25 protein-coding genes are annotated in these 24,353 nt (G+C 56.9%); 5 read left to right on the top strand and 20 right to left on the bottom strand.

The genetic code is table 11. The annotated features are described in order from the left end of the window. The first annotated feature begins 76 nt into the window (after positions 1-76). Positions 77-535, top strand: a complete 459-nt coding sequence (locus AC2FID_RS14495; protein WP_496837418.1) for an Lrp/AsnC family transcriptional regulator — start codon at positions 77-79, stop codon at positions 533-535. Between the two features lie 138 nt (positions 536-673). On the opposite strand, the gene AC2FID_RS14490 is transcribed toward AC2FID_RS14495, so the two are convergent. The 3 genes from AC2FID_RS14490 to AC2FID_RS14480 are packed head-to-tail and all read right to left on the bottom strand — an operon-like array spanning position 674 to position 3,042. Beyond that, positions 674-1,585, bottom strand: coding sequence for an NAD(P)-dependent oxidoreductase (locus tag AC2FID_RS14490; RefSeq protein WP_496837417.1), 912 nt, complete (start codon positions 1,583-1,585; stop codon positions 674-676). Positions 1,586-1,615: 30 nt separating this feature from the next. After that, positions 1,616-2,164 carry an isochorismatase family protein gene (locus tag AC2FID_RS14485; RefSeq protein WP_109312362.1) on the bottom strand — a complete coding sequence of 183 codons (549 nt, stop codon included), beginning with the start codon at positions 2,162-2,164 and terminating at the stop codon, positions 1,616-1,618. A gap of 11 nt (positions 2,165-2,175) precedes the next feature. Then, positions 2,176-3,042: a HalD/BesD family halogenase gene (locus tag AC2FID_RS14480; protein WP_496837415.1), complete on the bottom strand. Its 867-nt coding sequence runs from the start codon at positions 3,040-3,042 to the stop codon at positions 2,176-2,178. Between the two features lie 119 nt (positions 3,043-3,161). On the opposite strand from AC2FID_RS14480, the gene AC2FID_RS14475 reads away from it, so the two are divergent. Further along, positions 3,162-4,031 (top strand): LysR family transcriptional regulator, encoded by an 870-nt coding sequence (locus AC2FID_RS14475; protein ID WP_496837414.1) that lies wholly within the window; start codon positions 3,162-3,164, stop codon positions 4,029-4,031. 312 nt (positions 4,032-4,343) lie between these two features. Beyond that, positions 4,344-5,486, top strand: coding sequence for an adenylate/guanylate cyclase domain-containing protein (locus AC2FID_RS14470; RefSeq protein ID WP_496837413.1), 1,143 nt, complete (start codon positions 4,344-4,346; stop codon positions 5,484-5,486). 34 nt (positions 5,487-5,520) lie between these two features. On the opposite strand, the gene AC2FID_RS14465 is transcribed toward AC2FID_RS14470, so the two are convergent. The 15 genes from AC2FID_RS14465 to AC2FID_RS14395 form a co-directional block, all read right to left on the bottom strand. Then, positions 5,521-6,216, bottom strand: a complete 696-nt coding sequence (locus AC2FID_RS14465; protein WP_496837412.1) for an RraA family protein — start codon at positions 6,214-6,216, stop codon at positions 5,521-5,523. Next, positions 6,213-6,908 (bottom strand): alpha/beta fold hydrolase, encoded by a 696-nt coding sequence (locus tag AC2FID_RS14460; protein ID WP_282120213.1) that lies wholly within the window; start codon positions 6,906-6,908, stop codon positions 6,213-6,215. Before AC2FID_RS14460 ends, AC2FID_RS14465 begins: the two co-directional genes overlap by 4 nt. Further along, on the bottom strand, positions 6,905-8,029 hold the full coding sequence (locus AC2FID_RS14455) for a cobalamin-independent methionine synthase II family protein (protein ID WP_282120212.1): 1,125 nt from the start codon (positions 8,027-8,029) through the stop codon (positions 6,905-6,907). The genes AC2FID_RS14460 and AC2FID_RS14455 overlap by 4 nt, the downstream gene beginning before the upstream one ends. Before the next feature lie 10 nt (positions 8,030-8,039). Then, on the bottom strand, positions 8,040-8,642 hold the full coding sequence (locus AC2FID_RS14450; protein WP_282120211.1) for a class I SAM-dependent DNA methyltransferase: 603 nt from the start codon (positions 8,640-8,642) through the stop codon (positions 8,040-8,042). Next, positions 8,639-9,604 (bottom strand): cupin domain-containing protein, encoded by a 966-nt coding sequence (locus AC2FID_RS14445; RefSeq protein ID WP_496780562.1) that lies wholly within the window; start codon positions 9,602-9,604, stop codon positions 8,639-8,641. Before AC2FID_RS14445 ends, AC2FID_RS14450 begins: the two co-directional genes overlap by 4 nt. Before the next feature lie 192 nt (positions 9,605-9,796). Beyond that, positions 9,797-10,786: a nuclear transport factor 2 family protein gene (locus tag AC2FID_RS14440; RefSeq protein WP_496837409.1), complete on the bottom strand. Its 990-nt coding sequence runs from the start codon at positions 10,784-10,786 to the stop codon at positions 9,797-9,799. Further along, on the bottom strand, positions 10,783-11,826 hold the full coding sequence (locus AC2FID_RS14435; RefSeq protein WP_496837408.1) for a LacI family DNA-binding transcriptional regulator: 1,044 nt from the start codon (positions 11,824-11,826) through the stop codon (positions 10,783-10,785). The genes AC2FID_RS14440 and AC2FID_RS14435 overlap by 4 nt, the downstream gene beginning before the upstream one ends. After that, on the bottom strand, positions 11,826-12,590 hold the full coding sequence (locus AC2FID_RS14430) for an SDR family NAD(P)-dependent oxidoreductase (protein WP_496837406.1): 765 nt from the start codon (positions 12,588-12,590) through the stop codon (positions 11,826-11,828). The genes AC2FID_RS14435 and AC2FID_RS14430 overlap by 1 nt, the downstream gene beginning before the upstream one ends. Next, positions 12,590-13,642 (bottom strand): ester cyclase, encoded by a 1,053-nt coding sequence (locus AC2FID_RS14425; RefSeq protein ID WP_496837404.1) that lies wholly within the window; start codon positions 13,640-13,642, stop codon positions 12,590-12,592. The genes AC2FID_RS14430 and AC2FID_RS14425 overlap by 1 nt, the downstream gene beginning before the upstream one ends. Further along, positions 13,639-14,970 (bottom strand): histidinol dehydrogenase, encoded by a 1,332-nt coding sequence (gene hisD / locus AC2FID_RS14420; protein ID WP_496737666.1) that lies wholly within the window; start codon positions 14,968-14,970, stop codon positions 13,639-13,641. Before hisD ends, AC2FID_RS14425 begins: the two co-directional genes overlap by 4 nt. Before the next feature lie 11 nt (positions 14,971-14,981). After that, complete coding sequence (locus AC2FID_RS14415) at positions 14,982-15,512, bottom strand: ester cyclase (RefSeq protein ID WP_496837402.1); 531 nt, start codon at positions 15,510-15,512, stop codon at positions 14,982-14,984. A gap of 127 nt (positions 15,513-15,639) precedes the next feature. Then, positions 15,640-16,794, bottom strand: coding sequence for a carbohydrate ABC transporter permease (locus tag AC2FID_RS14410; protein ID WP_496756263.1), 1,155 nt, complete (start codon positions 16,792-16,794; stop codon positions 15,640-15,642). Position 16,795: 1 nt separating this feature from the next. Continuing rightward, positions 16,796-17,818, bottom strand: coding sequence for a carbohydrate ABC transporter permease (locus AC2FID_RS14405; RefSeq protein WP_058273413.1), 1,023 nt, complete (start codon positions 17,816-17,818; stop codon positions 16,796-16,798). A 66-nt stretch (positions 17,819-17,884) separates the two neighbouring features. Further along, positions 17,885-19,096: an ABC transporter substrate-binding protein gene (locus AC2FID_RS14400; RefSeq protein ID WP_108859138.1), complete on the bottom strand. Its 1,212-nt coding sequence runs from the start codon at positions 19,094-19,096 to the stop codon at positions 17,885-17,887. A 48-nt stretch (positions 19,097-19,144) separates the two neighbouring features. Next, positions 19,145-20,218: an ABC transporter ATP-binding protein gene (locus AC2FID_RS14395; RefSeq protein ID WP_496837399.1), complete on the bottom strand. Its 1,074-nt coding sequence runs from the start codon at positions 20,216-20,218 to the stop codon at positions 19,145-19,147. Positions 20,219-20,370: 152 nt separating this feature from the next. Between AC2FID_RS14395 and AC2FID_RS14390 the strand changes: the two genes are divergently transcribed. Further along, on the top strand, positions 20,371-21,384 hold the full coding sequence (locus AC2FID_RS14390) for a nuclear transport factor 2 family protein (RefSeq protein ID WP_496837397.1): 1,014 nt from the start codon (positions 20,371-20,373) through the stop codon (positions 21,382-21,384). Beyond that, positions 21,381-22,253, top strand: coding sequence for an amidohydrolase family protein (locus tag AC2FID_RS14385; protein ID WP_496756269.1), 873 nt, complete (start codon positions 21,381-21,383; stop codon positions 22,251-22,253). Before AC2FID_RS14390 ends, AC2FID_RS14385 begins: the two co-directional genes overlap by 4 nt. Positions 22,254-22,363: 110 nt before the next feature. On the opposite strand, the gene AC2FID_RS14380 is transcribed toward AC2FID_RS14385, so the two are convergent. Both AC2FID_RS14380 and AC2FID_RS14375 read right to left on the bottom strand, forming a co-directional pair. Then, the gene (locus tag AC2FID_RS14380) at positions 22,364-23,401 is read right to left on the bottom strand and encodes a sterol desaturase family protein (RefSeq protein ID WP_496756272.1); all 1,038 of its coding nucleotides are present in this window, start codon (positions 23,399-23,401) and stop codon (positions 22,364-22,366) included. A 101-nt stretch (positions 23,402-23,502) separates the two neighbouring features. After that, complete coding sequence (locus AC2FID_RS14375; protein WP_496756274.1) at positions 23,503-24,339, bottom strand: 3-methyl-2-oxobutanoate hydroxymethyltransferase; 837 nt, start codon at positions 24,337-24,339, stop codon at positions 23,503-23,505. Between the last annotated feature and the right edge of the window lie 14 nt (positions 24,340-24,353).

Below are 24,353 nucleotides of genomic sequence, written 5' to 3'. Positions count from 1 at the left end.
TACACGCGAAAGATGATCTATTATGGTCAATTCTCCCTAATTTTCGGGAAATTTTCTCACACCAAGGGAAATTCGCATGAAACTTGATCAGCACGACCGAAATCTGCTTCAGTTGATGCAAACCGACGCCAAGATAGGCCTCGAAGCGCTTGCGTCCGAGACGGGCTTGTCCGTGGCCTCCGTTCAGCGGCGGTTAAAGGCGCTCAGAACCTCGGGCGCAATTCTTTCGGAAGTCGCGATCGTTGATCCCAAAAAGCTGGGTGTCGCGATGAGCTTTATTGTCATGGTCGAATTGGAACGCGAGCGTCAGGATCAGATCGACGCATTCTCACGTCAGGCGCAATCAGAGCCTATGGTACAGCAGTGCTATTACATCACCGGAGACGCCGATTTTTGTCTCGTCTGCACCGCAAAGGATATGGATGATTTTCAGGAACTCACGAAACGGCTGTTCTTCGACAACTCAAATGTCCGTCGCTTTCGCACATCTGTTGTCATGGGAAGAAAGAAAGTCGGTTTGGGTATTCCTGTTTAGGATTTTGGGTTGGAACGGTAAGAATCAACATTTTCGCCAGCTACCGCCTCAAAGCGGCCCTTCGAATGCTGGGCGGCGGATGCGCTTATTAACCAGCATCGCGGGACCTTGGGGTTAGGGCCCAGATTGGGCCCCTTGTTATTTTTCCCAGTGCGGGATCCAATCCCCGTCAAGGCGAAGTGACACGCCAGCATTGTCTTCTTCAAGCTTCACTACATGCAATTCGCCCTTGTCGCCCCCGTATTTTTCGCGGGCCGCTTCGAATTGCGTGCATACCAGCCGTGTGGCAGGGGCGGCGGTGCCGGCGTCGTCGCAGGCCTCAACGATCAGGCCCAGATCCTTTTGGCACAAGTCCAGTGTAAAAGACGGATCATAATGTCCGGCAAAAACGGACGGGGCGTCGTGATGCATGCACCAGCTTTCGCTGGCCCCGATCTTAAGCGCGTCCCAGGCTCGTGACAGATCGACACCTGATTTCACCGCCATGACAAGTGCTTCACCCATGGCTGTCGCGTGGATGGCCCAAAGCTGATTGCTGGCCAGTTTCGTCACGGACCCGCTGCCGCTGGGACCCATGTAATGAAGCGGACCCATCAGTTCCATCACGGGGCGAATACGCGCGACGGTCGCCTCATCCCCACCTGCAAATTGGGGCATGTTGCCGGTGCGTGCACCATCGACGGCACCTGTGACCGGCGCATCAATCAACTGTACACCGTTTTCAGCAAAGGTGGCGGCAAGCTCGCGCACAAAGGCGGGTTTGTTTGTTGTCATATCCACCCAAATCTGCCCCGCGGACATGGCGGATCGCAGCCCATCGTCGCCACCTGCCACTTGTTCGATTTGTTTTGGTCCAAAGACCATGGTGAACACGATGTCCGCCGCTTGCGCGGCTGCCGCAGGGGTCTCTGCCCACTTCGCCCCAAGCGCCAGGTGCTCTTCTGCCCGGTTCCGATCAAGGTCGCAGACCGTCAGGTCATGCCCGCCCTTGATCAGGTTCAGGGCCGCCGGGCCGCCCATGGTGCCAAGCCCAATAAATCCAATGCGCATCTTCGCCGTCCTCGGGGTTAGTTATATTGCTTAGGCATTCAGGATGGTGTCGGTCGAACATACCTCACCAAACTCACCCTGCAGATTGGCAAGCGTGACGGAATGGATCTGTTCGGCGCTGTGGGTCACTCCGTCCGGCCCGGTCGCGTCATAAGCCCAGACGGCGTCAGAGGCATAGACCATCTCAAAGCCCAGACTGCTTGCAGAGCGCGCGGCAGACTCGGCACAGTGATTGGCCGTGGCCCCGCAAATGACCACACGCTCAATATTGTCGGCGCGCAGATCAGCCTCGAGCGAGGTTCCGGCGAAGGCGCTGGAGACGTTTTTGATGATCACCGGCTCGTCACCCTGCGGTGCCGCAAAGGGTTGAACAGCCGCGCCTGGCGCATCCGCATGAAATGGATCGCCCGGGTCAAGCCCGTGGTGATGCACATGGACGATCTTGTCACCGTGCGCGCGAAACCGGCTGAGAAGCCGGCCGATATTGTCGCCTGCCTCGGGGCAAGATCGCACGGCACCGGCGGCATCCTCATGAGCCAGTGCCATTTGCACATCAATGACGAGTAGAGCAGTTTTCATGGCTTGGTCCTTTATGCGTTGATGCTGGAGGCTGCGCGTTCCGCGAGGATATTTTTGACGCGATCACCATAGATCCGGATGTTGATGTCGTCGCTGATCACGCGGCCTTCCTGTTCGTCATAAGTCATGATCGCGGTGACACGGGGGGTCGACCCTTCGACCTCTGTCACCCCGTGCAATGAATAGCCACCGCGAAACAGGGTAAAAGTACCGGCACCCCGGTCAAACTTCTGCGTATGGGACATATCACCAGCAAGCAAACGATCCACCGCCTCGCGGTCTTCGGTTTCGTCGGTGCGCGAGTTCGGCAAGAAGGCAAAGTCACCCCCGGTTTCAGCGGCCTGCAACAGCAGCGTCACGGTGCATTCCGTCGTATCATAATGCCAGGCGTGCCAGCTTCCTGGATGCAGGGCGACGACATTCAGCGCTTGAAACTCATCGGCGCAGCGATGCAGCACCTCTTTCTTTTGGACGCGGCGCACAAAGTCCGTCAAACGCGGCGACTGATAAAGCCGCTGAATAAGCGTTTCATTCGGCAACTGATCATCCGCCAATTGCGTTGCCACATGCGTATATTCCTTACGACGCGGATCATCCTTGGGCAGCGACGGGTCAATTGCGCCCTGATAGATGTTGCGTTTGATGGTCAGTACGTCAGCGGTGGGTAGCAAGGCGTTGGATTCATCGGCCAGAGCTGCCAGTGCCCCGGGACGGATGAACCCATCCAGATTGCACCAGCCATGTTCCTCCATCTGGTCCTGACAGGCCTTGAGAAACGCAGCGCCTTCGGCACTTTCCAGATCCGCAATGGGATAGCGCTCCAGATCCACAAGGCTCAAAACCATGTCGGTGGCTGCATCTAGATTGATCTCCGGCATAGATCGCTCCCTTTTGTCTGGTCGACTTCGTCGTCAGTTGCTTTTGTCTAACTGCCGACCGAAATGAAGGAAAATGAAACAATTTGCGCCCATGCACATAAAAAACTTATGAATGGGCAATGAAAAGCAATCTCAACCTGAACTGGCTTCGCACTTTCGAGGCCGCCGCACGTCATTTAAGCTTTACCGCCGCCAGCCGAGAGCTGGGGCTGACACAAACGGCTGTCAGTCAGCACATGAAGGCGCTGGAAGGTCAGCTGGGGCAGAAACTGTTCATTCGCAAGGCCAAAAGCCTGCAACTGACGGAAATCGGCCGGGCCTATTTGATATCGGTCCGGGATTCACTGGAGCACATCGCATTTTCCACAAACGGGCTGTTTGGGCCTGCCTTGGAGACGACGATCGTTGTGCGGGCGTCGGCGGCTATGATCATTTGGCTGGCGCCGCAACTTGCGAGCTTTCAGACAGCCCATCCCGGTATCGGGATCAAACTTGTCACCTCTCTGTGGCAGAGCGGCGAGGAAGGGCATCCCGTGGACATTGACATCCTGCTGGCTCCGCAAACCCATTCCGACACGCGCATGGTCAAGCTTTCCGATGAGTTCATCGTTCCAGTTTGCGGTGCGCGCACCGCGCCAATGATCAAAACACCCGAGGACCTGATGGCGCACGCTGCCATCCACGTTCTGGGGTTTGACGACCATTGGGCGCGGTATCTGTCGGCCCGCGGTCTGCCCAATGCTGATATATCCCCGCGCCTTATCGTCGATACCTCTGTTGCCGCCTGCGAATTGGTGGCCGCGGAAAGCGGCTGCACTATTATGATCAACCGGTTCGCGCAGCAGGCCATCGCAAGCGGCCGCCAGATCAGAATTGTCGGTGCCCCCGTTGATACAGGCCAGGCCCACTACGTCTTGCAACACAAAACAGGTACGGCGGGATTACACATTTCGACCGCATTTTGCGAGTGGCTACAAACCCGTTTTTGACGACCGCCCTTAAAACGCGAATGCATCCTGGGGATCAAGCGGGACATGACCACGGCCTTGCCAAGCCGTCCTTGGCAAGGCGCTTGAAGCGGGTAGCCCAATCTGGGGCCAGGTCGTGCAAAACAAGCTGCTTGTGTTTTGAGATCTTCGATGGATCGCCTCCTGAATTTGCGCCAAGCCTAAACGCGCCTGGCATCATGCGCGGGCCTCAATTGGTTCAAATCGGCCCATCACAGGCCCAATTTCCTTTGTGCATCCAGCCCTAGCGACTAGTTTGAAATTATGGACTCCGTAGCCCAACTGACAAACTGGATGATCACTGAAGGACGCCAATCAGGCGATCCCGTGAAAGTGGTGTCGCATTTCTGCTCGTCCTTGATGAAGGCGGGTGTCCCGCTCTGGCGGGTCAATATTGGCCAGCGCTTCGCCAATCCCCTACTCATCGCTTGGGGTGTGGTTTGGACACCTGATGGAACCGAAAGCTATGACGTCACACATGAGACGATGTTGACCGACGGGTACGTTGGAAGCTCATTTGAGTATATTCTGGAACACCGAAAGCCACTTCACAAAAGTCTACGCCAGCTGGATTCAAAGACAGAGCATTCATCCTACCTGGAATTCGCCGAGCAGGGCGGCACCGACTATTATGCCACCCTGCTTTATTACGGCGACAGATCACTACACGGCTGCACATTTGTTACCCAAGCACCAGAAGGGTTCTCACCACTGCATCTGAAATTGATCGAGGACGCGCTGCCCGCGCTGTCTTCGGCTTTGGAACCTGTCACAATGCGCAAATCGTCCAAAGGCCTTCTGAGAACCTACCTTGGCGATGGACCCTCGGACAGCGTTTGGAACGGGCGCATCAAACGAGGGGAACGTACAACGCTTGAGGCCGTGGTCATGTTCTCAGATTTGCGCGGCTTTACGGCGCTATCGGACAGCGCACCTGAAGAGGAAGTTTTTGACGCGCTGAGCGGATACTTCGATCTAGTTGTTCAGTCAGTGGAAGAGAATGGAGGCGATGTTCTTAAATTTATGGGTGACGGTATTCTGTCGATTTTCACCATCGCCACGCAAGCTGATCGCGCTGACCGATGTCGCAAAGCTGCGTATGCAGCGCAAAGTGTTTTGGCTGGTCTGACCGCCCTCAACTGCAGTCGCGCGGAAGCCGGAAAACCGGCTCTAGACGTTGGTATCGGGATCAACGCAGGGCAAGTCAGTTATGGCAACATCGGCAGCCCCGGAAGACTGGATTTTACTGTACTTGGTGGCGCGGTGAACGTCGCCAGCCGAATTGAGGGTTTGACAAAATCTATTGGCCGAAGAGTTTTGGCAACGTCAGTCGTTGCTGGCGCTTCGGATGATCTGTTTGCGCCTTGCGGGTTTCACGACATTCGTGGCGTTGCGCATCCAATTGAGCTGTTCGCCCTCGTCGAGCAGAAGCTCTGAGGCGCGGCGGCATGCGGAATGACGGCCCCTATAGTCAGACCCTGGCTTTTTCGAAGGCCGCCCAAGCGGTCTCAAAAGCGTCAAAATCAAACCCTGGCTGACTGGCTGCATCCAAGACGATGCGTTCTGTCACCAATAGCTTTTGGATTGCGGCTTCTAACTGATCGACGACATCACCGGGTACGACCAACGCGCCATGACGGTCGGCGTGCACCAGTTCACCAGGATTAACTGTCAGACCAAAAACGGAAACCGGTGTATCAATCTCGCGGACGTGCACGAAACCATGGCTTGGCCCGACGGAACCGGCGACGACCGGGAACCCCTTGGGTAAGTCTCCCAGATCACGCATGACGCCATTGGTTACGACACCGGACATACCAAAACCCTTGTGGACGGATGTATTGATTTCACCCCAATAGGCTCCGATGCAATCCGGATAATCCATATCCTCGATCACCGCGACGCACGGATTGACCGCTTCGGCCATGTATTTGTAGTAGGCCATGCGCCGGGTCTTGATGACGTCAGGCGGTTCGGTCGGTGGATTGACTGCCGCGATTTTTGCGGTACGGGCATAGCCGACGATCGGAGGTTCCTCTGGCGCTGAACACAGCATGGTCCCGCGCGTGAAATCATCGAACCCGCGCTTGCCCTGCGCCACTTCAATGGCATTGCAGACGGTGGGGGTATCGACCCTGCGAAGCAGGGACAAAAGGGATGGCGTCATGTGTCCTCCAACCAACGGATCAAGGCCGCTGTGGTTTTTTGGGGTTGTTCCAATGTCGGCAGATGCCCGGCGCCTTCGATGATCTCCAGCGCGCTGTCTGGCAATAGATCGTGCATCAACTGGTGGCGTTCCACGGGGCACAGTCTGTCTTCTTGCCCACAAAGGACCAAAGCCTTTCCCGTGTAAGCTGTCAGCGTCGCGCTTTGGTCCGGGCGATCCATCAGCGCCTGCGATTGGCGCAAGAATACGTCAGGGCCCAAGTCGGTGGCCATTGCCATGCACAGATCCAGGATAGCCCCCCGGTTAGGCCCGTCGGACAGGTAACTGGGCTTCATCTCGTCCCGCATTACCGACCTCAGCTCACCGTCGCGAACGGCTGCAATCTGGGGCGCGCGGCGGGCTTTGACCTCTGGCTTTTCGGCCAGTGGATTTGTGTCGAGCAAAGCCAGGCGCGAAACACGTTCCGGGGCCTGACGCAATACTTCCATTGCCACGATACCGCCCATCGACAATCCCGCCAGCGCGAATTCAGACGGCGCATTTTGCAGAATGTCATCTGCCATTGCCTGCACGCTGTCATGCCGCGACAACGGGAATGTCATCACCGGCATCCTGCCTGACAGTGCGTCGATTTGCGGGCCAAAAAGGCGGGCGTCACACATCATGCCCGGCAAGAAAATCACGGGTATCATGCTGAGGCCAGCTTGGCCCCCTCAGATAGCGCGGCCAACTTGGCGTAGGCGATCTGAGGGTCAACCGCGCCGAAGCCCGCAAAGGTGCCAAAGCCGCAATCGCTGCCTGCTATCACCCGGTCCGCGCCGACGATTCCCGTGAAACGTTCGATCCGTTGGGCCACAAGCTCGGGGTGCTCGACGAAATTGGTGGTGGTGTCGACCACACCGGGGACCAGAACCTTGTCATCTGGTATCTCAGATTTGCGGTCACGGAACACGGTCCACTCGTGGGCGTGACGCGGGTTCGAGGTCTCAAACAGGACATAGCGCGATTTGGTTGCCATCAGGGTGTTGAACACCTTGTCCATCGCAATGTCGCAGCAATGCGGACCCTCGTAGTTGCCCCAGCAGATATGCACCCGCACGCGATCCTGCGGGACGTTCTGAAGCGCGTGGTTCAGCGCCTCGACATGCATATCGGCGATTTCGACGAACGCGTCGTCTGAAAGGTCTGTGAACAGCATATGGCGCGACAAGGCCAGATCGGGACAATCCAGTTGCAGATCCAGACCTGCGGCCACGATGGTCTCGTATTCCTCTTTCATGGCATCGGCCAGCGCCGCCAGATAGGCCTCACGCGTGGAGTAGAAATCGTTCTGCAAAAACAGAGAGATCACGCCCGGGGACGCGGCATTCATGAAACCGCGCTCGACCCCATGCTGCGCCATAGCCGCCTTGAGGTTGGCGATGTCTTTCTCTAACTCGCCCTGCCCTTTTGATCGCACCTCGCCGGTGCACATTGGTCGGGCGTATTGCGGCGTGCCGCCGTCATTGGCCAGCCGCTGCAGAAAGCCGGGGAACATCTTCAAATCAGCAGGCGCATTTCGAGGGCTGTCACCGGAAAACCCGGTGTAGCGGTCCTTGACATAGGTTGCATAAGAAATCTTCGAAGTCTCACCGTCGCTGACTATATCAACGCCAGCTTCGACCTGTTTGCGCACCGTTTCAGAGACTGCGGCGGTCATACACGCGTCAAACGCGGCTGCTTCATATGGTTCACAGTTTTCCCTGGCAAAGATAAGATCCACGACGTCCTGTGTTCGGGGCAAAGACCCAACATGTGTGGTTTTTACGGCCATAAAGACCTCCTTACAGTTTTCGTGCCATCAGCACAGTATGGCTTTGAGTTTCGGGGTCTTCGGCCAAAAAGCCGGTCAATTGCAGCCCGTTCTCTTCAAGGCACGTTGCATAACCGGCCGGGGACAACGAGGCGTGGTAGACAAGCTCTGATCCGACCGTGCCGCTGACTTCCCCGGCGCGTGGACCTACGGTCAGCATCAGCATTCCACCGTTATGTAAATGGCGTGCCATGCGGGTGATGCAGCCCTTCTGCTCGTCTGCCGTCAGGTGAAAAAAGCTGTTCCAGGCGATGACTCCATCGAATTGCTGATCCAGCTCAAAATCCCGCATGTCAGCTTTCCGCCAATCCCCGTCCGGCCAGCGTTCTTTGGCGATGTTCAGCATGGCTGCGGAAAAATCGACACCCGTGACGTCAAACCCTTCGGCCATAAACCAGCGCGCAATGGGATCGCCTGTGCCACAGCCCAGATCCAGTACGTGATCACCCGGTTTGAGGCTGGCCGTGAAGCGCGCCAGCCAGCGCGCCTCGAAAAGGGCTTTTGAGCGGCGCATGTCATACTCTGTGGCTTGCCGCTCATATATGGCTTGGGTGTCGTTCGGGTCTGCGCTCATCCTGTCCAGGTCGCTCCTGCCGGTTCATCGGTTGCAGTGATCCGGTACAGGCCCGCCTGCCCGGTCATTGATGGCTGAACGCTATAGGATTCGCCGGGCAAAACCAGAGCCGTGTCACCTGTCGAAATTGTGGTTTCGTGCCCGTCGATCGAGATATGCCAGTGACCGCTGGCTGGCATCAGAACCACAGGTTTATCCGCCGCAATCGGTTCGGTCACAGAGGACCCCCGGCCAAGGAAGTCTACCGCAAACCCCGGCTTATCCTTGATCAACCCGCTCTCACCAATCACCTGCGCAGGCTTATTGGCCGACAACGCCATCAGATCCCAATACCGTGCAACATATTTGCCGACGACATCCTCAACCGGAACCTCAGGGTAGCCCTTCAACTGCTCTTCGGTCAGCAAGGGCATTGGGTGCACATTATGAGGCAGCTCCTGACCTTTCTTGGTGTCGTACAGAACGCCATTGTCGCCCAGCATCAGACCATGCGCCTGCGCATCTTCGATGACCTGAGGGGCCCAAGTGACACCTCCGCCCGCGTCGTCACCGCCCAGGATCGCCATGATCATACCGTAGTCCTGGCCAACGTTTTCGAAACCACGGAAGATGCCGGTCGGGATGTTGAAAATATCACCCTCCTCGGCGATGAACTCACCGGCGGTGCCATAACGGCCCCAGAAAAAGCGCCAGCGTCCTTTGGCAACAAAGAAAACCTCGGCCGTTGTGTGGCTGTGCAATGAGTTCCGGCATTTCGGCGGCTGACCGGCGGCACCGATGTTGAAGCCGATCTTATCGGTGATGTGCACGTGCTGATCCGGAGATTCCGAGACGCCGCCGCCGATGATCGTGAAATTCTCTTTCTGATCGCTGCCCGGCGTATGGGCATCGATAAAGGCGGTTTTACAGGGTTGAAGCTCGCCGTAGCGGACAATGCGGGAAGTGATGGCTGACTTGGTCATGACGTATGATCCGATATTTTGTTTTCAGGAATGCAAGCTTGTGTGCTCTGGCGGCACAGGCGCTCACTCCCCTGGCGGGCGCAGATTCAGTCGCCGCGCCCGCAGGCTTTGGCGGAACATATGGAAACGTCGACGGGCTCCGGTTTCACGCAGACCACCTGCAAGGATACGATATGCGACCGGACGGGCCACTCAGACCTCTCCGCTCTGCAACAGGATCTGCTTCCAGACCGAGGTTTCATCGAACAGAGTATATTCACGGCGCAACTGCGGCTGCCCCGCAATCAGTGCGCCAAACTCGGCATGGCTGATCCCGAGGACATAAACCTGTGCCCCCGTTGGCGCCCCGAACATGCCCCAGCCATCATGCTTGCCCCAAAGGCTCCAGCGAATTGCTGATCGCGGCGGCATATCCGGGTCGTCGCGCCCGATCTGGTGTTCAATCTTGAATTCGGCATTCGGGAAACTTGCCCGCAGCCCCATCCAGAAACGGTCGACTGCATCCCGGCCGTGCCCCGTGACGCCGCCCACATATTCAGACTGCACCGCACGGTCATATTCGGCCACGATTGTGCCCATATCGGCACTCATAATCCGGGTCAGGATATCGGCATATCGCTGCCCCCACTCATTATCGTTGCCGCGTCCCTTGTAGGGGCCGGGCTGGTCAATCTCGGGGGTCAGAGGTTTGACACAGCTGTCCTTACCGCCCTCGCGCGCAATCAGATCAGCGGCGTATTCCTTTGGGTCCCAGCCCATCTGCCGCACAATCGCGCCCTGATCGCGGATCAACCATTCGTCGTTGATCTGGTTGTCGATGGCGTGGCAGTCGGCCAGAATTCGATAGCATAGTTTTGTACCCGAAGGTTTGCCGTAAACCCCCTCGGCCAGATGCGTGGCCGTGGAAAGGATGCGGTGAGAGCTCAGCATGCCCTCTTCCGGCGTGCCCGACCAGATCACATCTTCGCCCATCAACTGCCGATCCGGAAACTCGGCCAGGGTCGCCATCGTGGCGCCGATCACATTCTGATTTCCCAAAACCACCGAACCGGGTGAGCGAACGACGATTTCTTCGCTGTAATACTCGTGCAGGGTTGCGATGCCCCGGTCTTCCCAGATCTCTTTGGTAATTCCGATGATATAGTCGGGAAAATCCCGGAACTTGGGATCAAAGCCTTTCATGTTTTCATCCTTTGCGGGGTCCAGCCTTTGGGCAGCCGTGCCGAAGTGCGCACGATCAACGGTCCATCAATCGCAACCTTGCGGGCTGCGGCAACTGCCGGGTTTTCAATATGGTCCAACAAGGCATCAACGGTTTCCGCAACCATCAGGTTGGCGCGTTGACGAATGGTGGTGAGGTTATAGGCAAGCCATCCGGCCTGCGGTACGTCATCGTATCCAACGATAGAAACGTCTTCTGGTATACGCATTCCGAGTTCAAACCGAATGACGTCCATCACGGCAAGCGCCATATGGTCATTGGCGACGAACACCGCGTCGGGTCGTTTTTGCGGTTCAACGTCAAACATGCGGCGCGCGGCCAATCGCGCATTTTCGGTCAGGAACTCTCCGATTTCGTAGGCGTACAAATCCTGACCTGCATCACCGAGTGCGGCGCGAAAACCGGCCTCGCGGTCTCGCTGGGTTGAGGCACCCTGCCAACCGGCAATGTAAGCGATGCGACTGTGGCCTGCGGCAACAAAGAACTCGGCGACCTTGCGACCGCCGGAATAATTGTCAGAGGTCACCGAGGTGATCCCGTCGATATCCTGACTACGGTTGAACAGTACGACCGGCACACCAGCTTGTTGGCACCGTGTTGCGATATCGGACGACATCGCGACCGAGGCCAGGATCACGCCATCAACCTGATAATCAAGAATTTCCTCCATAACGTCGTCAATGTTTCCGGCGGTTCTGGAGGCCATGAAGATCAGGACGTGATACCCCTGCTCCTGCAACTCGTTCGACAACTTCTCAAGCGCTTCGGGATAGAAATAGTTGTCCAGATAGGCGACGACCAAACCAATGATGCGGCTTTTGCCCGACACCATCGCGCGCGCCAACACATTGGGGCGATAGCCAAGTTCGGTCGCGGCTTTGCGCACTTTCTCTTCCGTCTTCTTGCTGACCGAGGCACCGGGCGTGAAGACGCGGCTAACCGCTGACTGACTTACACCTGCAAGCTGGGCGACCTGAAGTGATGTTACTTTCTCAGCCATCAGTCTGCCGTCCAACCTCCGTCAATCAACATCGAAGTGCCTGTAACCAGCGCTGAGGCATCCGAGGCAAGGTAGCGTACCGCACCCATGATATCCTCGACCTCGCCCACGCGATCCAGCTTGATCTTCTCCATGATCCACGCGGCGCGTTCGGGGTTGTCGAAAGTGGACTGGGTCAACGGCGTTCGAATGAACGTCGGGCAGACCGTGTTGATCCGAATGCCCTGCTTGCCCCATTCGATGGCCATGGATTTGACCATACCTTCGAGCCCATGCTTGGTTGCACAGTAAAGCGCCCTGTCTACGCCGCCCACATGGCCCATTTGACTGGAGACATGAATTATGGACCCTGGCTTGCCAGCATCGATCAAGGCACGCGCAGCATAGGCGGAAAGGAAGTAGGCGGAACGCAAGTTGACGCCGGTAACGACATCGAAGTCTTCGGGTGTCGTTTCAATTGCGGGGCTATGACGGGCGACCCCGGCCGAGTTCACCACGACCTCGAAGTTTCGCGTTTCGAAAAGCTGTTTCAGCTTTCCCAGATCGCCCTGGTCCAGCACAAGCGCTTCGGCTGACCAGCCCTGCCCCTGCAGAGCAGCCACCGTATCATTCAACCGGTCCTCGCCTCTGGCCGCACAGACGACATGCGCGCCCGCCTCGGCCAGCGCCACGGCACAGCCCTGCCCGATGCCTGAAGAGGCACCTGTCACCAGGGCGGTCTTTCCTGTCAGGTAAAACGAAGGGGTGCGTGGCAGTTCAGTCATCAGCTCATTCCATCCGGTATTTCAATGCGCCCTATGTTTCGCGCTTTGTTGAATTCCCGTAGACGGGCGAAGACGTCAACGCCTAGCTGGCGATAAGCATCCAGAAGATCGACCAGCACCCAGTTTTCACGAATGCGCCCGTTTTCCAGCCGCCAGAAATCGAGGCTACGCATGGTGATTTTCTTGCCCGAGGGCGCAATGCCCATCCAACCGTCATCAGTGACGGTCTGGATCATATTGGGCCAGCCGGTCACAGCCGCGTATTCGCCATCACCGAAAAAGTGGTAGGTGATGTCGTCCACGAACTGCCCACGATCCGGCATTCCGCTCAGGAACGGAATTTGGTGCCAATTGCGAAAGCCCGCATAGCCACGCCCGGTTCCAATGCCCGACGGCCCGTACCAGTTCATGCGCGGATGCCAGAACCGTTCCATCTCCATCACCTCGGGGCCACCCTGTTTGGGGTGTTTCTTGAGGTGCTCCAACATATCGATGATGTGCTGACAGGTCTCTTTGCCCTTTGCCTCACCATACGGACCGGGAACGAACCCGTCCTGCGTGGCCGGGCCCGGCACATGCCATTCGCGTCCAAGGCTGGGTGCCATCGGCCAGGCATTTGCCTGCATCATCACCTCGGGGATATCCCAAAGGGCCTGTATTTCCGCGATTTTACCGTTTTCGAAACGGTAAAATTCGTGGAACCGCATAGTAACCTGATTACCAGTCGGTGGGATGTCCAGCCATGGGCCGGTGAATGTGCCCGTGTAGTAGCCGCCGCACCCGACCCAGTCCGAACCATGTTCATCCGGGCCGGCCATGACAATGTAGTCGCGGCGTTCCAGATCGGGCCAGGCCGTCAACAGGTCTTTATAGGCGCGGTCATAGAAAGCGTCGCTGCCAATGCTGTCGCCAAAGGGATGGCATAGGTGGAAAACGGCGTCCGAGGCCGTTACCTCGGCCAGTGCCGCGCGAACACTGGCCTCGGAAAAATCATACATCGCGGCCCTCAGCGGAGCGATCAGGGCCTTATGCTGTGTATGCCTGTCACTCATTCAGCGGCATCCCGATACGGCGCGGGTTCGCCATAGGGCACATTGATGCCACCATAGCGACGCACGCGGACGTTGCACTGTTCTGCGTGGCCTACAAAACCTTCCAACATGCACAGGCGCGAGCCGTATTCGCCGATTAGTGTCGCCGCCTCGTTGGTCAGAACTTTCTGATAACTGTGCGTTTTCAGGTACTTCCCGACCCAAAGCCCACCAGTATAGCGCCCGGCCTTCTTCGTTGGCAGGGTGTGGTTCGTACCAATCACCTTGTCCCCGTTTGACACGTTGGTGCGCGGACCAAGGAACAACGCGCCGTAGCAGGTCATATTCTCAAGGAACCAGTCGTCACGATCCGTCATCACCTGCACATGTTCCGAGGCGATATCATCGGCAACCTGCAGCATCTCGTCATACGTGTCGCAGACGATCACCTCGCCATATTCATCCCAGGACACTTTCGCGGTGTCTGCAGTCGGCAGGATGCCCAAAAGGCGGTCCACCTCGGAAAGCGTCTCATTGGCAAGCTTTTCAGAGTTTGTCAGCAACACGCAGGGGCTGTTGTATCCGTGTTCGGCCTGTCCCAACAGGTCAGTTGCGCATAGCTCGGCGTCTGCCGCGGTCTCATCCGCGATCACCATGGTTTCGGTGGGCCCCGCGAACAGATCAATGCCGACGCGCCCGAACAACTGGCGCTTGGCTTCGGCAACAAAGGCGTTGCCGGGACCAACCAGCATGTGAACGGGATCAATCGTCTCGGTGCCCAAAGCCATCGCACCAATGGCCTGTATGCCACCCATAACGTAGATCTCATGCGCGCCACCCAAATGCATGGCCGCAATCACTGCTGGGTTTGGCTTGCCTTTGAACGGAGGCGTGCAGGCAATGATCCGAGGTACACCCGCGACCGAAGCCGTGGCCACGGACATGTGGGCCGAGGCCACCATTGGGAACTTACCGCCAGGGACGTAACATCCGACCGATTGTACGGGGATGTTCTTATGGCCAAGGATCACGCCCGGAAGGGTTTCGACCTCAATGTCCAGCATTGAATCCCGCTGAGCCTGCGCAAAGTTTCGCACCTGTTCCTGAGCGAATTTAATGTCGGCCAGTTCCCTATCGGTCAATTGACCGATCAAGTCATCGATTTCCTGCTGGCTCAGGCGGAATGAGGCTGGCGAGTAGTTATCGAACTTCTCACTCAACTCACGCACCGCAGCATCACCGCGGGTTTCAATGTCTTTCAGCGTCGCCTCAACCACGGCGCGGGTCTTGGCATCATCTTCAGCCCGGTCCGCATCGGATTTGCCGCGTTTAAGATACTCGATTGCCATGTTTCCAATCCTCAGTTTTCGGGCCGGGGTGGACATTTCTCACCCCGGTCAAATGCTTCCCAGCCTTGGCCGTTGAACAGGTCGACGCCTAGTTGGGCCGCAACGTGGGCAAAATCGACATTGACCCAGTTATCGACAATCTTTCCGTCGACCACTTTCCAGAAGTCCATATAACGGATTTCGACACGCTTGCCGGTGGGGGCGATGCCCAGAAACTCACCCGTATGGGTTGCTTCCTGACGACCGAAGGCTGCTGCCCATTCGCCCATGTAAAGACGGGCCTCATCGATGCAGGTCTTGTCCGAAAACGCCGCTTGAAACGGGCGCTGCCAGTTTTCCTGAAACTCTTTCAAGCCGGTTTTGGTGCCACAGCCTTGATTGCCCATCCAGCGGAAGCCTTGGGTGAAGAATTCTCCGATGTCTTCAATGCGGTGATCGTTCAGACCATCCACCATGGTTTCGATCACGCGGCGCGTGTCTTCGGTTTTGCTCATGTCCGTGTCGCGGGTCAGAACCGCTTGTTCGGGACGGGAACCTTTCATGTCTATGTCCTTTCAGGTTGCCAGAGAGAGAGTTTGGGGATCGCAGCCCCTATACTCAGAAAGTCCCTCGGCATCCTGTTCAGCGCCGGGTGGCGCGACATGGCGTTATGGCGTGCATGGTTGCTCATCAGCCTTTGACCGCTCCGGCTGTCAGACCGCTGACGATCTGGCGCTGGAAGATCAGAACAAGGAAGATCAGCGGCGCAGTGATCGACACGGCGGCGGCAACCGCGACCACTTGGTCGGTTGTAGTCGTCTCGCGGTTGAACATGCCGACGATGGCAGGAACCATCGTCTGGTTCTGCGCGTCCAGCAGCAACGCGGTGACAAGAAAGTCGTTATACGCCAGCAGGAAACTGAACAGGCCTGTGGTGATCACCCCCGGCCACATTACCGGCATGATCACACGGCGGAAGGCCTGAAAATGGCTGCAACCATCAACGCGGGCGGCCTCATCCAGCTCTGCCGGGATATTCTGAAAGAACGAACGCAGCATCCAGATCGTGAATGGCTGATTGATCGCGACCAGAACGGCGATCACCGCAAATGGCTTGCCGTAAAGCGTTGGTGCGTTTTCACCCAGGATCGGGGCCAGCCATTCAGCCGAGTTGATGAAAACCGGCAGATAACCAGCCACCAGCACCGAATGCGGCAGGGCCCGGAACACCAAGGCGACAATTAGGATCCAGAAAGCCAAAGTCGATCCAGACCGTGCCAGACCATATCCCGCCAACGTGCCGACTGTCAGCGAGACTGTCACCACGCCTGTTGTCACAATCAGCGAATTCTTGAAGTTGTTCGAAAAGCCCCGGTCAATCCAGACGGTCTTGTAGTGTTCCGTGGTCAGGCCAAGCACGTCCCGACCCAAGGGCCCGAACCACGGGTTCAGTACATTTAGAACGGCAGGCAGGACAACAAAGAACACTAAGAGAAAGCCCACCAAAACGACCAGTACGCCAATGACCCAGCCGAACCATTCCTGCCCGGGTTTCGAGTAAGATGTTACCATCGAAGGCAGTGTTTTGGTGGCGATGATTATCGTCGCCCAGACCACCGCAACACCCAGAATGATGTCCAGCAGCGACAGACCCTTGCCAACCCCCAGAGTGGCCGGACCAAAAATCACGTTCAGCGCGTTACTGTCGAATGCATCGACTGGCGATTTGAAGCTCATCACCACGATCCAGAAGATCGGGAAGGCCGCAATCAGGCACCAAAGCGCCAGAAAGATGTTCGAGGTCAGCCGCAGGCTGAGCGGTTGGCGAAGCGCGCGCGAGGACATGTCAGTGACCTCCTTTATGATCGCGCCATGTGCGGCGCAGCGGAAGGATAAGCAGGATGACAACGCCAATCATGGTCAGCATCGAGTTGGCCGAGGCACGGCTGATCGACCGGTTGCCCGCCTGATCCGGCGTCAGGTAGTCAAACGTCAACCACTGTAGCGAGATCACATAGCCCTGGCTTGAGAAGCCAACGATTTCTTCGAACACGCGGTAGCTGTCCATTAGGTGGATCATCGATACAAATATGATTAGCGGCATCAGATGCGGAATGACGATGTATTTCAGCCGCTGCCAGCGGGTCGCCCCGTCAATAACCGCGCTTTCCAGACTGTCCTGATTGACCGTTTGAAGACCGGCGTAAAAGATGATGGCCGCAAAGGGCGCCACGTGCCAGACGCGGTAGATCATCATCAGGACTTCAATCGTCCAAGCCTGCGCGAACAGGGCTATGTCACGGTTCAGCCACCATTCCATCATCGCAGTCAGGATACCGTCGCCGCGAAACAGCCAATTGATTGACAGAACTCCGATCACCGGCGTGATGATGAAAGGTAGTAGAGAGACGAATATCACCGGACCGCGGATAGAACGCGCAGCATTGTTTATCAGGATCGCGATCCCTAACCCGCAACCGACCACCAGCGGCAGAGTGATCAAAGTAAACGTCAGCGTGAACCGCAGGGCCTTCCAGAAATTGATCGTCGACAGCACATGCCAGCTGCCGTCACTTATGGCGCGCCATGCGCGGTCAGGTTCCAGAACATTGCGATAGCTTTGCAACCCCACATACTGGGTTTGCGTGATGATCTCACCATGCTCATCCAGCTTTGGCTGCGACACCTTTTCGGTCACACAGGTCTGGGTCAGGAAACCAGGGGTACAGGTTTCTTTTTCAACCGTCTCATAGATCGGCTGGGTGATATAGAAACTCTGCTTGAACACGCTGACCAGCGGGAACGCGATGAAGAGAAGCATCATAAAGACAGAGGGACCGACAAAAGCAGCAAATGTCCGGAAATTCATGGCTCTGCCTTTCTAATGGTTCTCGGGGGAAAGGGATGGGAGGGCCATAGCCCTCCCTAGGGAGGATCAGTTGCTGATCAGACCCGCTTCTTTCGCGGCAGTGACGTAGTCTGCCTCGATATCGGCCAGAGTCGTCTGCGCGTCTTTGGCACCGGTCAGGTAGTCGGCCAGTCCGTTACCCAAAGAGGTGTGCATGATGCCCATAGGACCGGAAGCCGGGTAAGCCTTGGCACCGCCTTCAGCGGACGCTGCAGCACCTGCAGCCAAAGGACCTGCCGAATAGGCCGTGCTCAGCCATACCGCGACATCGTTGTTCGCACTGACCGTATCGGTGTCCATGCCCTCAAGTGCGACGCGGAAGGCAGCATCCGCTTCTTCGTCGCTCATGTTCGAAGCCAGAACAATACCGTCCCACCAGATTGTGGTCGCCGGAACCGCCGATCCCATTGGAGCCGCGGCCATGGTCACCTTGCCAACGACCTGGCTTTCGGCCTCATCGTTCATCGCAGCGGCACGGCTGGCCCACAGGTTCGCCATCGCGATCTTGCCCTGCTGGAACTGCTGTTGCACATAGGTCGAGTCAGAGACCAGGTATTCCGGGTCCATATACTCGGTCATGGCCTTCAATGTCTCAAGCGCTGCTACGCCTTGCTCGTTATTGATTGCAGGCATGTTGCCGTCACCAAAGAACGAACCGCCCTCGCCCAAATACATGTTGACGAATTCCTGACCGAGATTCCAACCGGTCTTGAACGTCCCACCAATGGGATAATCCATCACGCCGGCTTCCTTAATCTTGGCAGCTGCGGAAAGAACATCGCCATATGTCTTGGGCTCTTCGATGCCCAGTTCAGCCAGAACATCGTCGCGATACATCAGGTGCTGCGCATTCACCATCATCGCGATGGCCATGGTTTGTCCGTCCACTTTGATCAACTGGTTGGGCAGCAAATCCTGGCCATATTTTTCAACCAGATCGTCCAGAGGGCGGATCGTCCCCGCGTTCAGCAAGGGGACCAGAGTTGCGTTCGAAACACCGCCGATCTGATAAAGCGCTGGATCGGCAGCAAAGGCTTCGGGTTGCTTTTCACGGAATTCCTGGTCCAGCGAAGCACTGAAGTTGCCGCATTCCGCCATCGCATCGGTGACCGCTTTCCAGGCTTCAAACCCGGCGGACAGCGACTTCAGTGGCACGTCGTTTTCGAAGGCGCATTCCGCCCATGCGCCGGTGGCGGCGATGGACATGGCACCTGCCATAAGGATCGTCTTGAGTTTCATGCGTTTCTCCCTGTCAGGATCGGTCCGTCGTCGACGTCCGGACCGGTGTTAAGCCCGTTTGGGCTGTTTGTGGGGGTGGTCCCCAATCCGCGCACCGCTTTCAGCTTCAAAGAGGTGACAGATTTCTTTCGGCACCGAGAACGAGACTGTCTCGCCAATCTCGGCGCGGTAGGCTTTATCGGCTTTAACCGACACCAGAGCACCGCCGACCCGGACCGAGATCATGGTCGCGTCGCCCAGCAATTCCAGCGTGTAGATCGGCGCTGTGATCTGGCCCTGCCCTTCGGCAAGGCTGGCATCCTCGGCGCGGAAGCCCAGCGTCATAGGACCGTCTGGGGCATCCACTGGGATTTCGACGTGTTCGGCACGGAACATTCCACCTGAAACGTTGCCATCCATTAAATTCATCGCGGGTGAACCAATGAAGCTGGCCACAAACGTGTTTGCCGGCATGTCATAGATTTCCGTGGGGCTGCCAACCTGCTGCACCACGCCCTGTTTCATCACCACAACGCGGTCGGCCAGTGTCATCGCTTCGATCTGGTCATGGGTCACATAGATCGTCGTCACCGCCAGCTCGTGACTGAGGTTCTTGATCTGCGCCCGGGTGGAGACCCGCAGTTTGGCGTCAAGATTCGACAGCGGCTCGTCCATCAGGAACACGTTTGGTTCGCGCACAATGGCACGGGCGAGCGCCACTCGCTGTCGCTGACCACCTGAGAGCTCGGCGGGTTTGCGATGCAGAAAATCGTCCAACTCTACCATCGCGCTGGCGCGGCGTACCTTCTCGTCGTGGGTCGACGGGTCGATACCGCGCACCTTCAGCGGAAAGCGGATGTTCTCATAGACGTTCATGTTGGGATAAAGCGCGTAGCTCTGGAACACCATCGCAACGTCGCGGTCCTTCGGCTCCAGATCGTTGATCACATTGCCATCGACCAGGATTTCACCCTCGGTCACATCCTCAAGCCCTGCGATCATCCGCATTGTGGTGGTCTTACCGCAGCCCGAGGGGCCAAGCAGGACCAGAAACTCGCGATCAGCAATGGTCAGGTCGAAATTGTGAACCCCAACGAATGAGCCCCATCGCTTGCCGACGTTCCGCAATTGAATTTCCGCCATGGTGCCCCCTGCAAGGAATCATTTTGCATACGTTTGCAAAACTGTAATTCGCATACGTCAATTCAGGCAAGACTTTTTTGCATACGTATGCAAAACTGACGCAAATACCCGACTCAACCCGGCTTCGCGCCTCTCGTAAAACTTTGATCACAATGGCAAATACCGTGACCTTTCAGACAGAAAAAAAACTCGTCTCTGCGTTTCACACCACGTTGGATTCCGCGACAGAACAAGAAATCCCGAAGGTAATGAGCCAATACTGCGCCCCAGAACTGAAGTGGCGCGGCTTTCACCCATTCAACGAAATCAATGGCGCCGAACAGGTTGCCCGGCAGTTCTGGCAACCACTAAAGAGCAGCCTGACCCGCCAGCAGAACCGTGTAGATATCCTGTTTGCTGGGCAAAACTCGCTGCGGGACGAGGCCGACGTTTGGGTCGTATCTATGGGGCATTTGATGGGGCTGTTCGACCGTCCGTGGCTGGGCATTCGCCCAACTGGCAAGCTGGCATTCCTGCGCTATTGCGCGTTCTACAAGGTCGCCGGTGACAGGATTGTCGAAACAGCGATGTATTTCGACATACCGCACCTGATGGTGCAAGCCGGGCAGAATCCGTTCCCTCCGCAAACCGCGGCGCATTTGGTGCAACCCGGACCAAGACCCCATGACGGCCTGCTGCTGAACGGACAACCTGCTGAAGAAGGCGAAAAGACCCTGGCGATCATCAATGCGATGATCTCGGATCTCGGGCAATGGGACAGTGGGTTGTCGCTTGAGGATGAATTGGCCCAAACCTGGCATCAAGACATGATCTGGTGGGGACCCGAAGGGATCGGCGCGACCTACACGATAGAACGTTATGCAAAACAACACTCTGGACCGTTCCGGGCCGCCTTCTCAGACCGATCTAAAACCAATCATGTCTGCCGCATGGCCGAGGGGCATTATGGCGGGTTCTTTGGCTGGCCCAATTTCACGGCCACTCCGTCCGGCGGGTTCATGGGTATGCCCGCAACTGGTAAACCCGGCGAATTCAGGGTGATCGATATCTATCGCCGCGCGGGTGACAAACTGGCGGAAAACTGGGTCTTCATCGACTTGCTGCACTTCTGGAATGGGCAAGGCGTCGACATTCTGGCCCGAACCACAGCGGTCGAAACGCCATGAGGATAGATGCGCATCACCACCTGTGGGACCTTTCTGCCGTTACCTATCCCTGGCTCATGGAAAAGGGCGTCGCGCGTTTCTTTGGCGACCCTTCCCCCATCCAACGAAACTACTTGCTGCCGGAATTTCGCGCAGACGCCGAAGCCGAGGGTTTCGGCGCTTCGGTACATGTTCAGGTGGGCGCGGCTGACCCCTGGGCCGAAGCGCAATGGGTGCAATCAGTGGCCGACCAGTTCCCGGACTGGCCGTTGGTGCAAGTGGCCTTCTGCGATTTGACCGCTGATGATCTGGACAAACAACTCGACCGCCTTCAAACCCTGCCGTCTGTACGCGGCGTTCGTCAGATCATCGGCCGCGCTCCGGGCGAGGATGCAATCACCGGCACAAATACGCTGCTTGAAGATCCAAAGTTCTTGGCTGGTCTAAAGCAACTGGGCTCACGCGGGCTATCCTTCGATCTTCAACTGCTGCCTGAGTTAATGGAAATGACCGCAGATGTGTTGTCGCAGGCCTCAGAAACCCGGATTGCTCTTTGCCATGCAGGGTCCCCCCACGACCGAACCGCACAAGGCTTGCGGAGATGGGCGGACGGGTTAAAAACGTTATCAAACCTCCCTCAAGTCTGTTGCAAGCTCTCCGGCCTCGGAATGTTTGATCATAACTGGAGCGCTGAAAGCGTCTCACCAATCGTTGCAACCTGCCTGTCACAGTTTGGTGCCGACCGTTGCATGTTCGGGTCGAATTTTCCGGTCGACAGCCTCAGTTCAACTTACAAAGAAGTAGTTTCCAGGCACCAGGAACTCGTCCCGGCATCAAACCAGGACGATGTTTTCCACAGCACGGCAAAGCGCTTCTATCTCTTTGAATAGGGACAATTTTTTCAGCCCTATTTTAGCGAAGCCTTCCCGACGGAAGTGCCCGAAAGTGAGCCCAATCCGACCAACGCATTGCAAACGAACTTCAGTATTTGGAGCTTTGGTTATCTGCCGCTAGCGTGCATTTCACGCTTACGGTTCCGAGTACGCTTTGTGGCGTCCTCGGCACCATCATGATATGTTCCGAACCACTTATCCCAGGGCATTTCGGCATTGCCATAATTGCACTCGTAATAGCGATGATGAAGCTGGTGGAAAAATGCACCTATCAGCAAAGCCTGACGATCGCGCGCCCAAATCGCTTCGTATCCAGAGTGAGACGACGCTGCGCCCAGCATCAGCCAGTAGCCGAGGAAAATCATGTGAACGGGATGGCTGGGTAAGATCAGCACGATCAGAATAGCACTGAGATACCCGAAGGATTCGACCGGATGCATCGACATGCCGGACCAGGGGCCGGTGTTGACGTTGCGGTGGTGCACGGCGTGTACGTGCCTGTATATGAACGGCTGATGCAGAAATAGATGAACGGCATAAAAGTGAAAGCTTTGCCAAAGCGCCAATATCGGGAATAGCAGAATGAACCACACAGGATGCGCAACAAAGCTAAGCGTGCCGATATAATTGTTAGCGTACATCCAGCGCAGGAAGCATTCAAATATCGACAAGATGGTCGCACCAAAGACCATCGAGTAGTAGATGTTGTCCCAGGTCTGATAGCCGAATTTATACAGCGCATTCTTGCGCTTCATGTACGGTCGGGGGTCGTATTTCAGCAACTTACCTTGCCCGTCGACACCGTAAAACCACATATGCAGCCCACCGGCGACGACCAATAGCAACACCCAGTTGCGAATGAACACCCATGACATCCAGCCAATGGCAAAAATGGCCTGATCGGATCCGACGGGCTGCAACCAGAACGCCACCAGAAAAGCCAGCGCAAGATAGATCGAACGATCCGAAAGTTGCAGCCAGTTCTGCCAGGCCCATTTCCCCATGACGCCGAATTTGGGTGGCCAGTGCCAATAGGGGGCGTGCTTTACCGGAAGTTCCGGGTGCCAGTGCCATTCGCGGCTCATGGGGGCGGGATCTTCGGAGGTATGAGCTGTTTTCCGAGCGTTCGTATCTGCAGTCGTCACGGGGTGTCCTTTCCTGAGCAAATGTACCTTTTTTGATCAGGATGAGGCCGGAGGCGGCTCATACGGGTATTTCCGTGACGGACGGCAAGTCATCGTGGGGCCTACTCGTGAAACGGGCGGCGCTTGTCCAGCGCTTCACGTAGTTTTTCATGCTCACCGGGCTTCATGCCGATGCTCGTCGCAGTGTCGGGATAACTACCGTCCAGAACCGCGGTACGACAGGCGGTCAGACCCTTCATCCTTTCGGCCTCCAGTTTGGTACGGGCACCTGCCATATCGGCAAAGGCTTTGGCATGTCGCGGAGGGTTTGGGGTGTCGCCGCAAGCGTCTTCCTGGAAAAGGAAGATCACATCGGCAGCCCCGCCAGAACCGATTGAGTGGGTGATCAGTCCGGTACGCGGGCTGATCTCTGCAATCGCCTCGTCGGCGACACATTCCAACTCGACTGCATAAGCACCAGCGTCTTCCAACCGTCGCAGATCCTCGGCCAGCTGCATTGCTTCATTCGCGGTGCGCCCATAGGCACGCAATCCGCCGATCTGGGTGGACAGGCGGGGCACCAGGCCCAGATGACCCTGAACGGCCAACCCTTCGTCGGCCAGCAGTTCCACGGCTTTGAGACTGCGCAATGTGTAAACCGCGTCTGCCCCGGCGGTTGCCGCACGTATACCGGCACGCAGGATGTCCTGGTGGGTCTCATAATCGCCGGCCATCAACGCGGCAGTGGTGAACGTGTCAGGCGCACCGGCGCGTACTTCGGCCAGATCGTGATCGACGATTGATAGATGATCAATGCCCGCGGCCTGAGCCGCAGCAGCCTCGGTGCGGCTCACGGCGGTCGTCTGCACGAATTTACGCCTGCCCTTGCCTGCCTTGATATCCGCCACCGTCAAGTTACGCGTCGCCGGATGCCCACCAAAAGTATAGATCCGTTTCAAAACCGCTGTCCTTT

The organism is Ruegeria sp. CDSC068, assembly GCF_059610545.1.
The sequence above is the reverse complement of the archived record's forward strand: the minus strand, read 5'-3'. Positions and strand labels throughout refer to the sequence as shown.

Excerpts from the sequence above, each read along its gene's own strand:
- AC2FID_RS14450 (WP_282120211.1), bottom strand. The coding sequence starts at position 8,642 with ATGAGCGCAGACCCGAACGACACCCAAGCCATATATGAGCGGCAAGCC.
- AC2FID_RS14490 (WP_496837417.1), bottom strand. The coding sequence starts at position 1,585 with ATGCGCATTGGATTTATTGGGCTTGGCACCATGGGCGGCCCGGCGGCC.
- AC2FID_RS14465 (WP_496837412.1), bottom strand. The coding sequence starts at position 6,216 with ATGACGCCATCCCTTTTGTCCCTGCTTCGCAGGGTCGATACCCCCACC.
- AC2FID_RS14415 (WP_496837402.1), bottom strand. The coding sequence starts at position 15,512 with ATGAAAGGTTCCCGTCCCGAACAAGCGGTTCTGACCCGCGACACGGAC.
- AC2FID_RS14405 (WP_058273413.1), bottom strand. The coding sequence starts at position 17,818 with ATGAATTTCCGGACATTTGCTGCTTTTGTCGGTCCCTCTGTCTTTATG.
- AC2FID_RS14485 (WP_109312362.1), bottom strand. The coding sequence starts at position 2,164 with ATGAAAACTGCTCTACTCGTCATTGATGTGCAAATGGCACTGGCTCAT.
- AC2FID_RS14440 (WP_496837409.1), bottom strand. The coding sequence starts at position 10,786 with ATGAAAGGCTTTGATCCCAAGTTCCGGGATTTTCCCGACTATATCATC.
- AC2FID_RS14390 (WP_496837397.1), top strand. The coding sequence starts at position 20,371 with ATGGCAAATACCGTGACCTTTCAGACAGAAAAAAAACTCGTCTCTGCG.
- AC2FID_RS14455 (WP_282120212.1), bottom strand. The coding sequence starts at position 8,029 with ATGGCCGTAAAAACCACACATGTTGGGTCTTTGCCCCGAACACAGGAC.
- AC2FID_RS14480 (WP_496837415.1), bottom strand. The coding sequence starts at position 3,042 with ATGCCGGAGATCAATCTAGATGCAGCCACCGACATGGTTTTGAGCCTT.
- AC2FID_RS14445 (WP_496780562.1), bottom strand. The coding sequence starts at position 9,604 with ATGACCAAGTCAGCCATCACTTCCCGCATTGTCCGCTACGGCGAGCTT.
- AC2FID_RS14495 (WP_496837418.1), top strand. The coding sequence starts at position 77 with ATGAAACTTGATCAGCACGACCGAAATCTGCTTCAGTTGATGCAAACC.
- AC2FID_RS14430 (WP_496837406.1), bottom strand. The coding sequence starts at position 12,590 with ATGACTGAACTGCCACGCACCCCTTCGTTTTACCTGACAGGAAAGACC.
- AC2FID_RS14475 (WP_496837414.1), top strand. The coding sequence starts at position 3,162 with ATGAAAAGCAATCTCAACCTGAACTGGCTTCGCACTTTCGAGGCCGCC.
- AC2FID_RS14425 (WP_496837404.1), bottom strand. The coding sequence starts at position 13,642 with ATGAGTGACAGGCATACACAGCATAAGGCCCTGATCGCTCCGCTGAGG.
- AC2FID_RS14385 (WP_496756269.1), top strand. The coding sequence starts at position 21,381 with ATGAGGATAGATGCGCATCACCACCTGTGGGACCTTTCTGCCGTTACC.
- AC2FID_RS14410 (WP_496756263.1), bottom strand. The coding sequence starts at position 16,794 with ATGTCCTCGCGCGCGCTTCGCCAACCGCTCAGCCTGCGGCTGACCTCG.
- AC2FID_RS14470 (WP_496837413.1), top strand. The coding sequence starts at position 4,344 with ATGATCACTGAAGGACGCCAATCAGGCGATCCCGTGAAAGTGGTGTCG.
- AC2FID_RS14460 (WP_282120213.1), bottom strand. The coding sequence starts at position 6,908 with ATGATACCCGTGATTTTCTTGCCGGGCATGATGTGTGACGCCCGCCTT.
- AC2FID_RS14435 (WP_496837408.1), bottom strand. The coding sequence starts at position 11,826 with ATGGCTGAGAAAGTAACATCACTTCAGGTCGCCCAGCTTGCAGGTGTA.
- AC2FID_RS14395 (WP_496837399.1), bottom strand. The coding sequence starts at position 20,218 with ATGGCGGAAATTCAATTGCGGAACGTCGGCAAGCGATGGGGCTCATTC.
- AC2FID_RS14400 (WP_108859138.1), bottom strand. The coding sequence starts at position 19,096 with ATGAAACTCAAGACGATCCTTATGGCAGGTGCCATGTCCATCGCCGCC.
- hisD (WP_496737666.1), bottom strand. The coding sequence starts at position 14,970 with ATGGCAATCGAGTATCTTAAACGCGGCAAATCCGATGCGGACCGGGCT.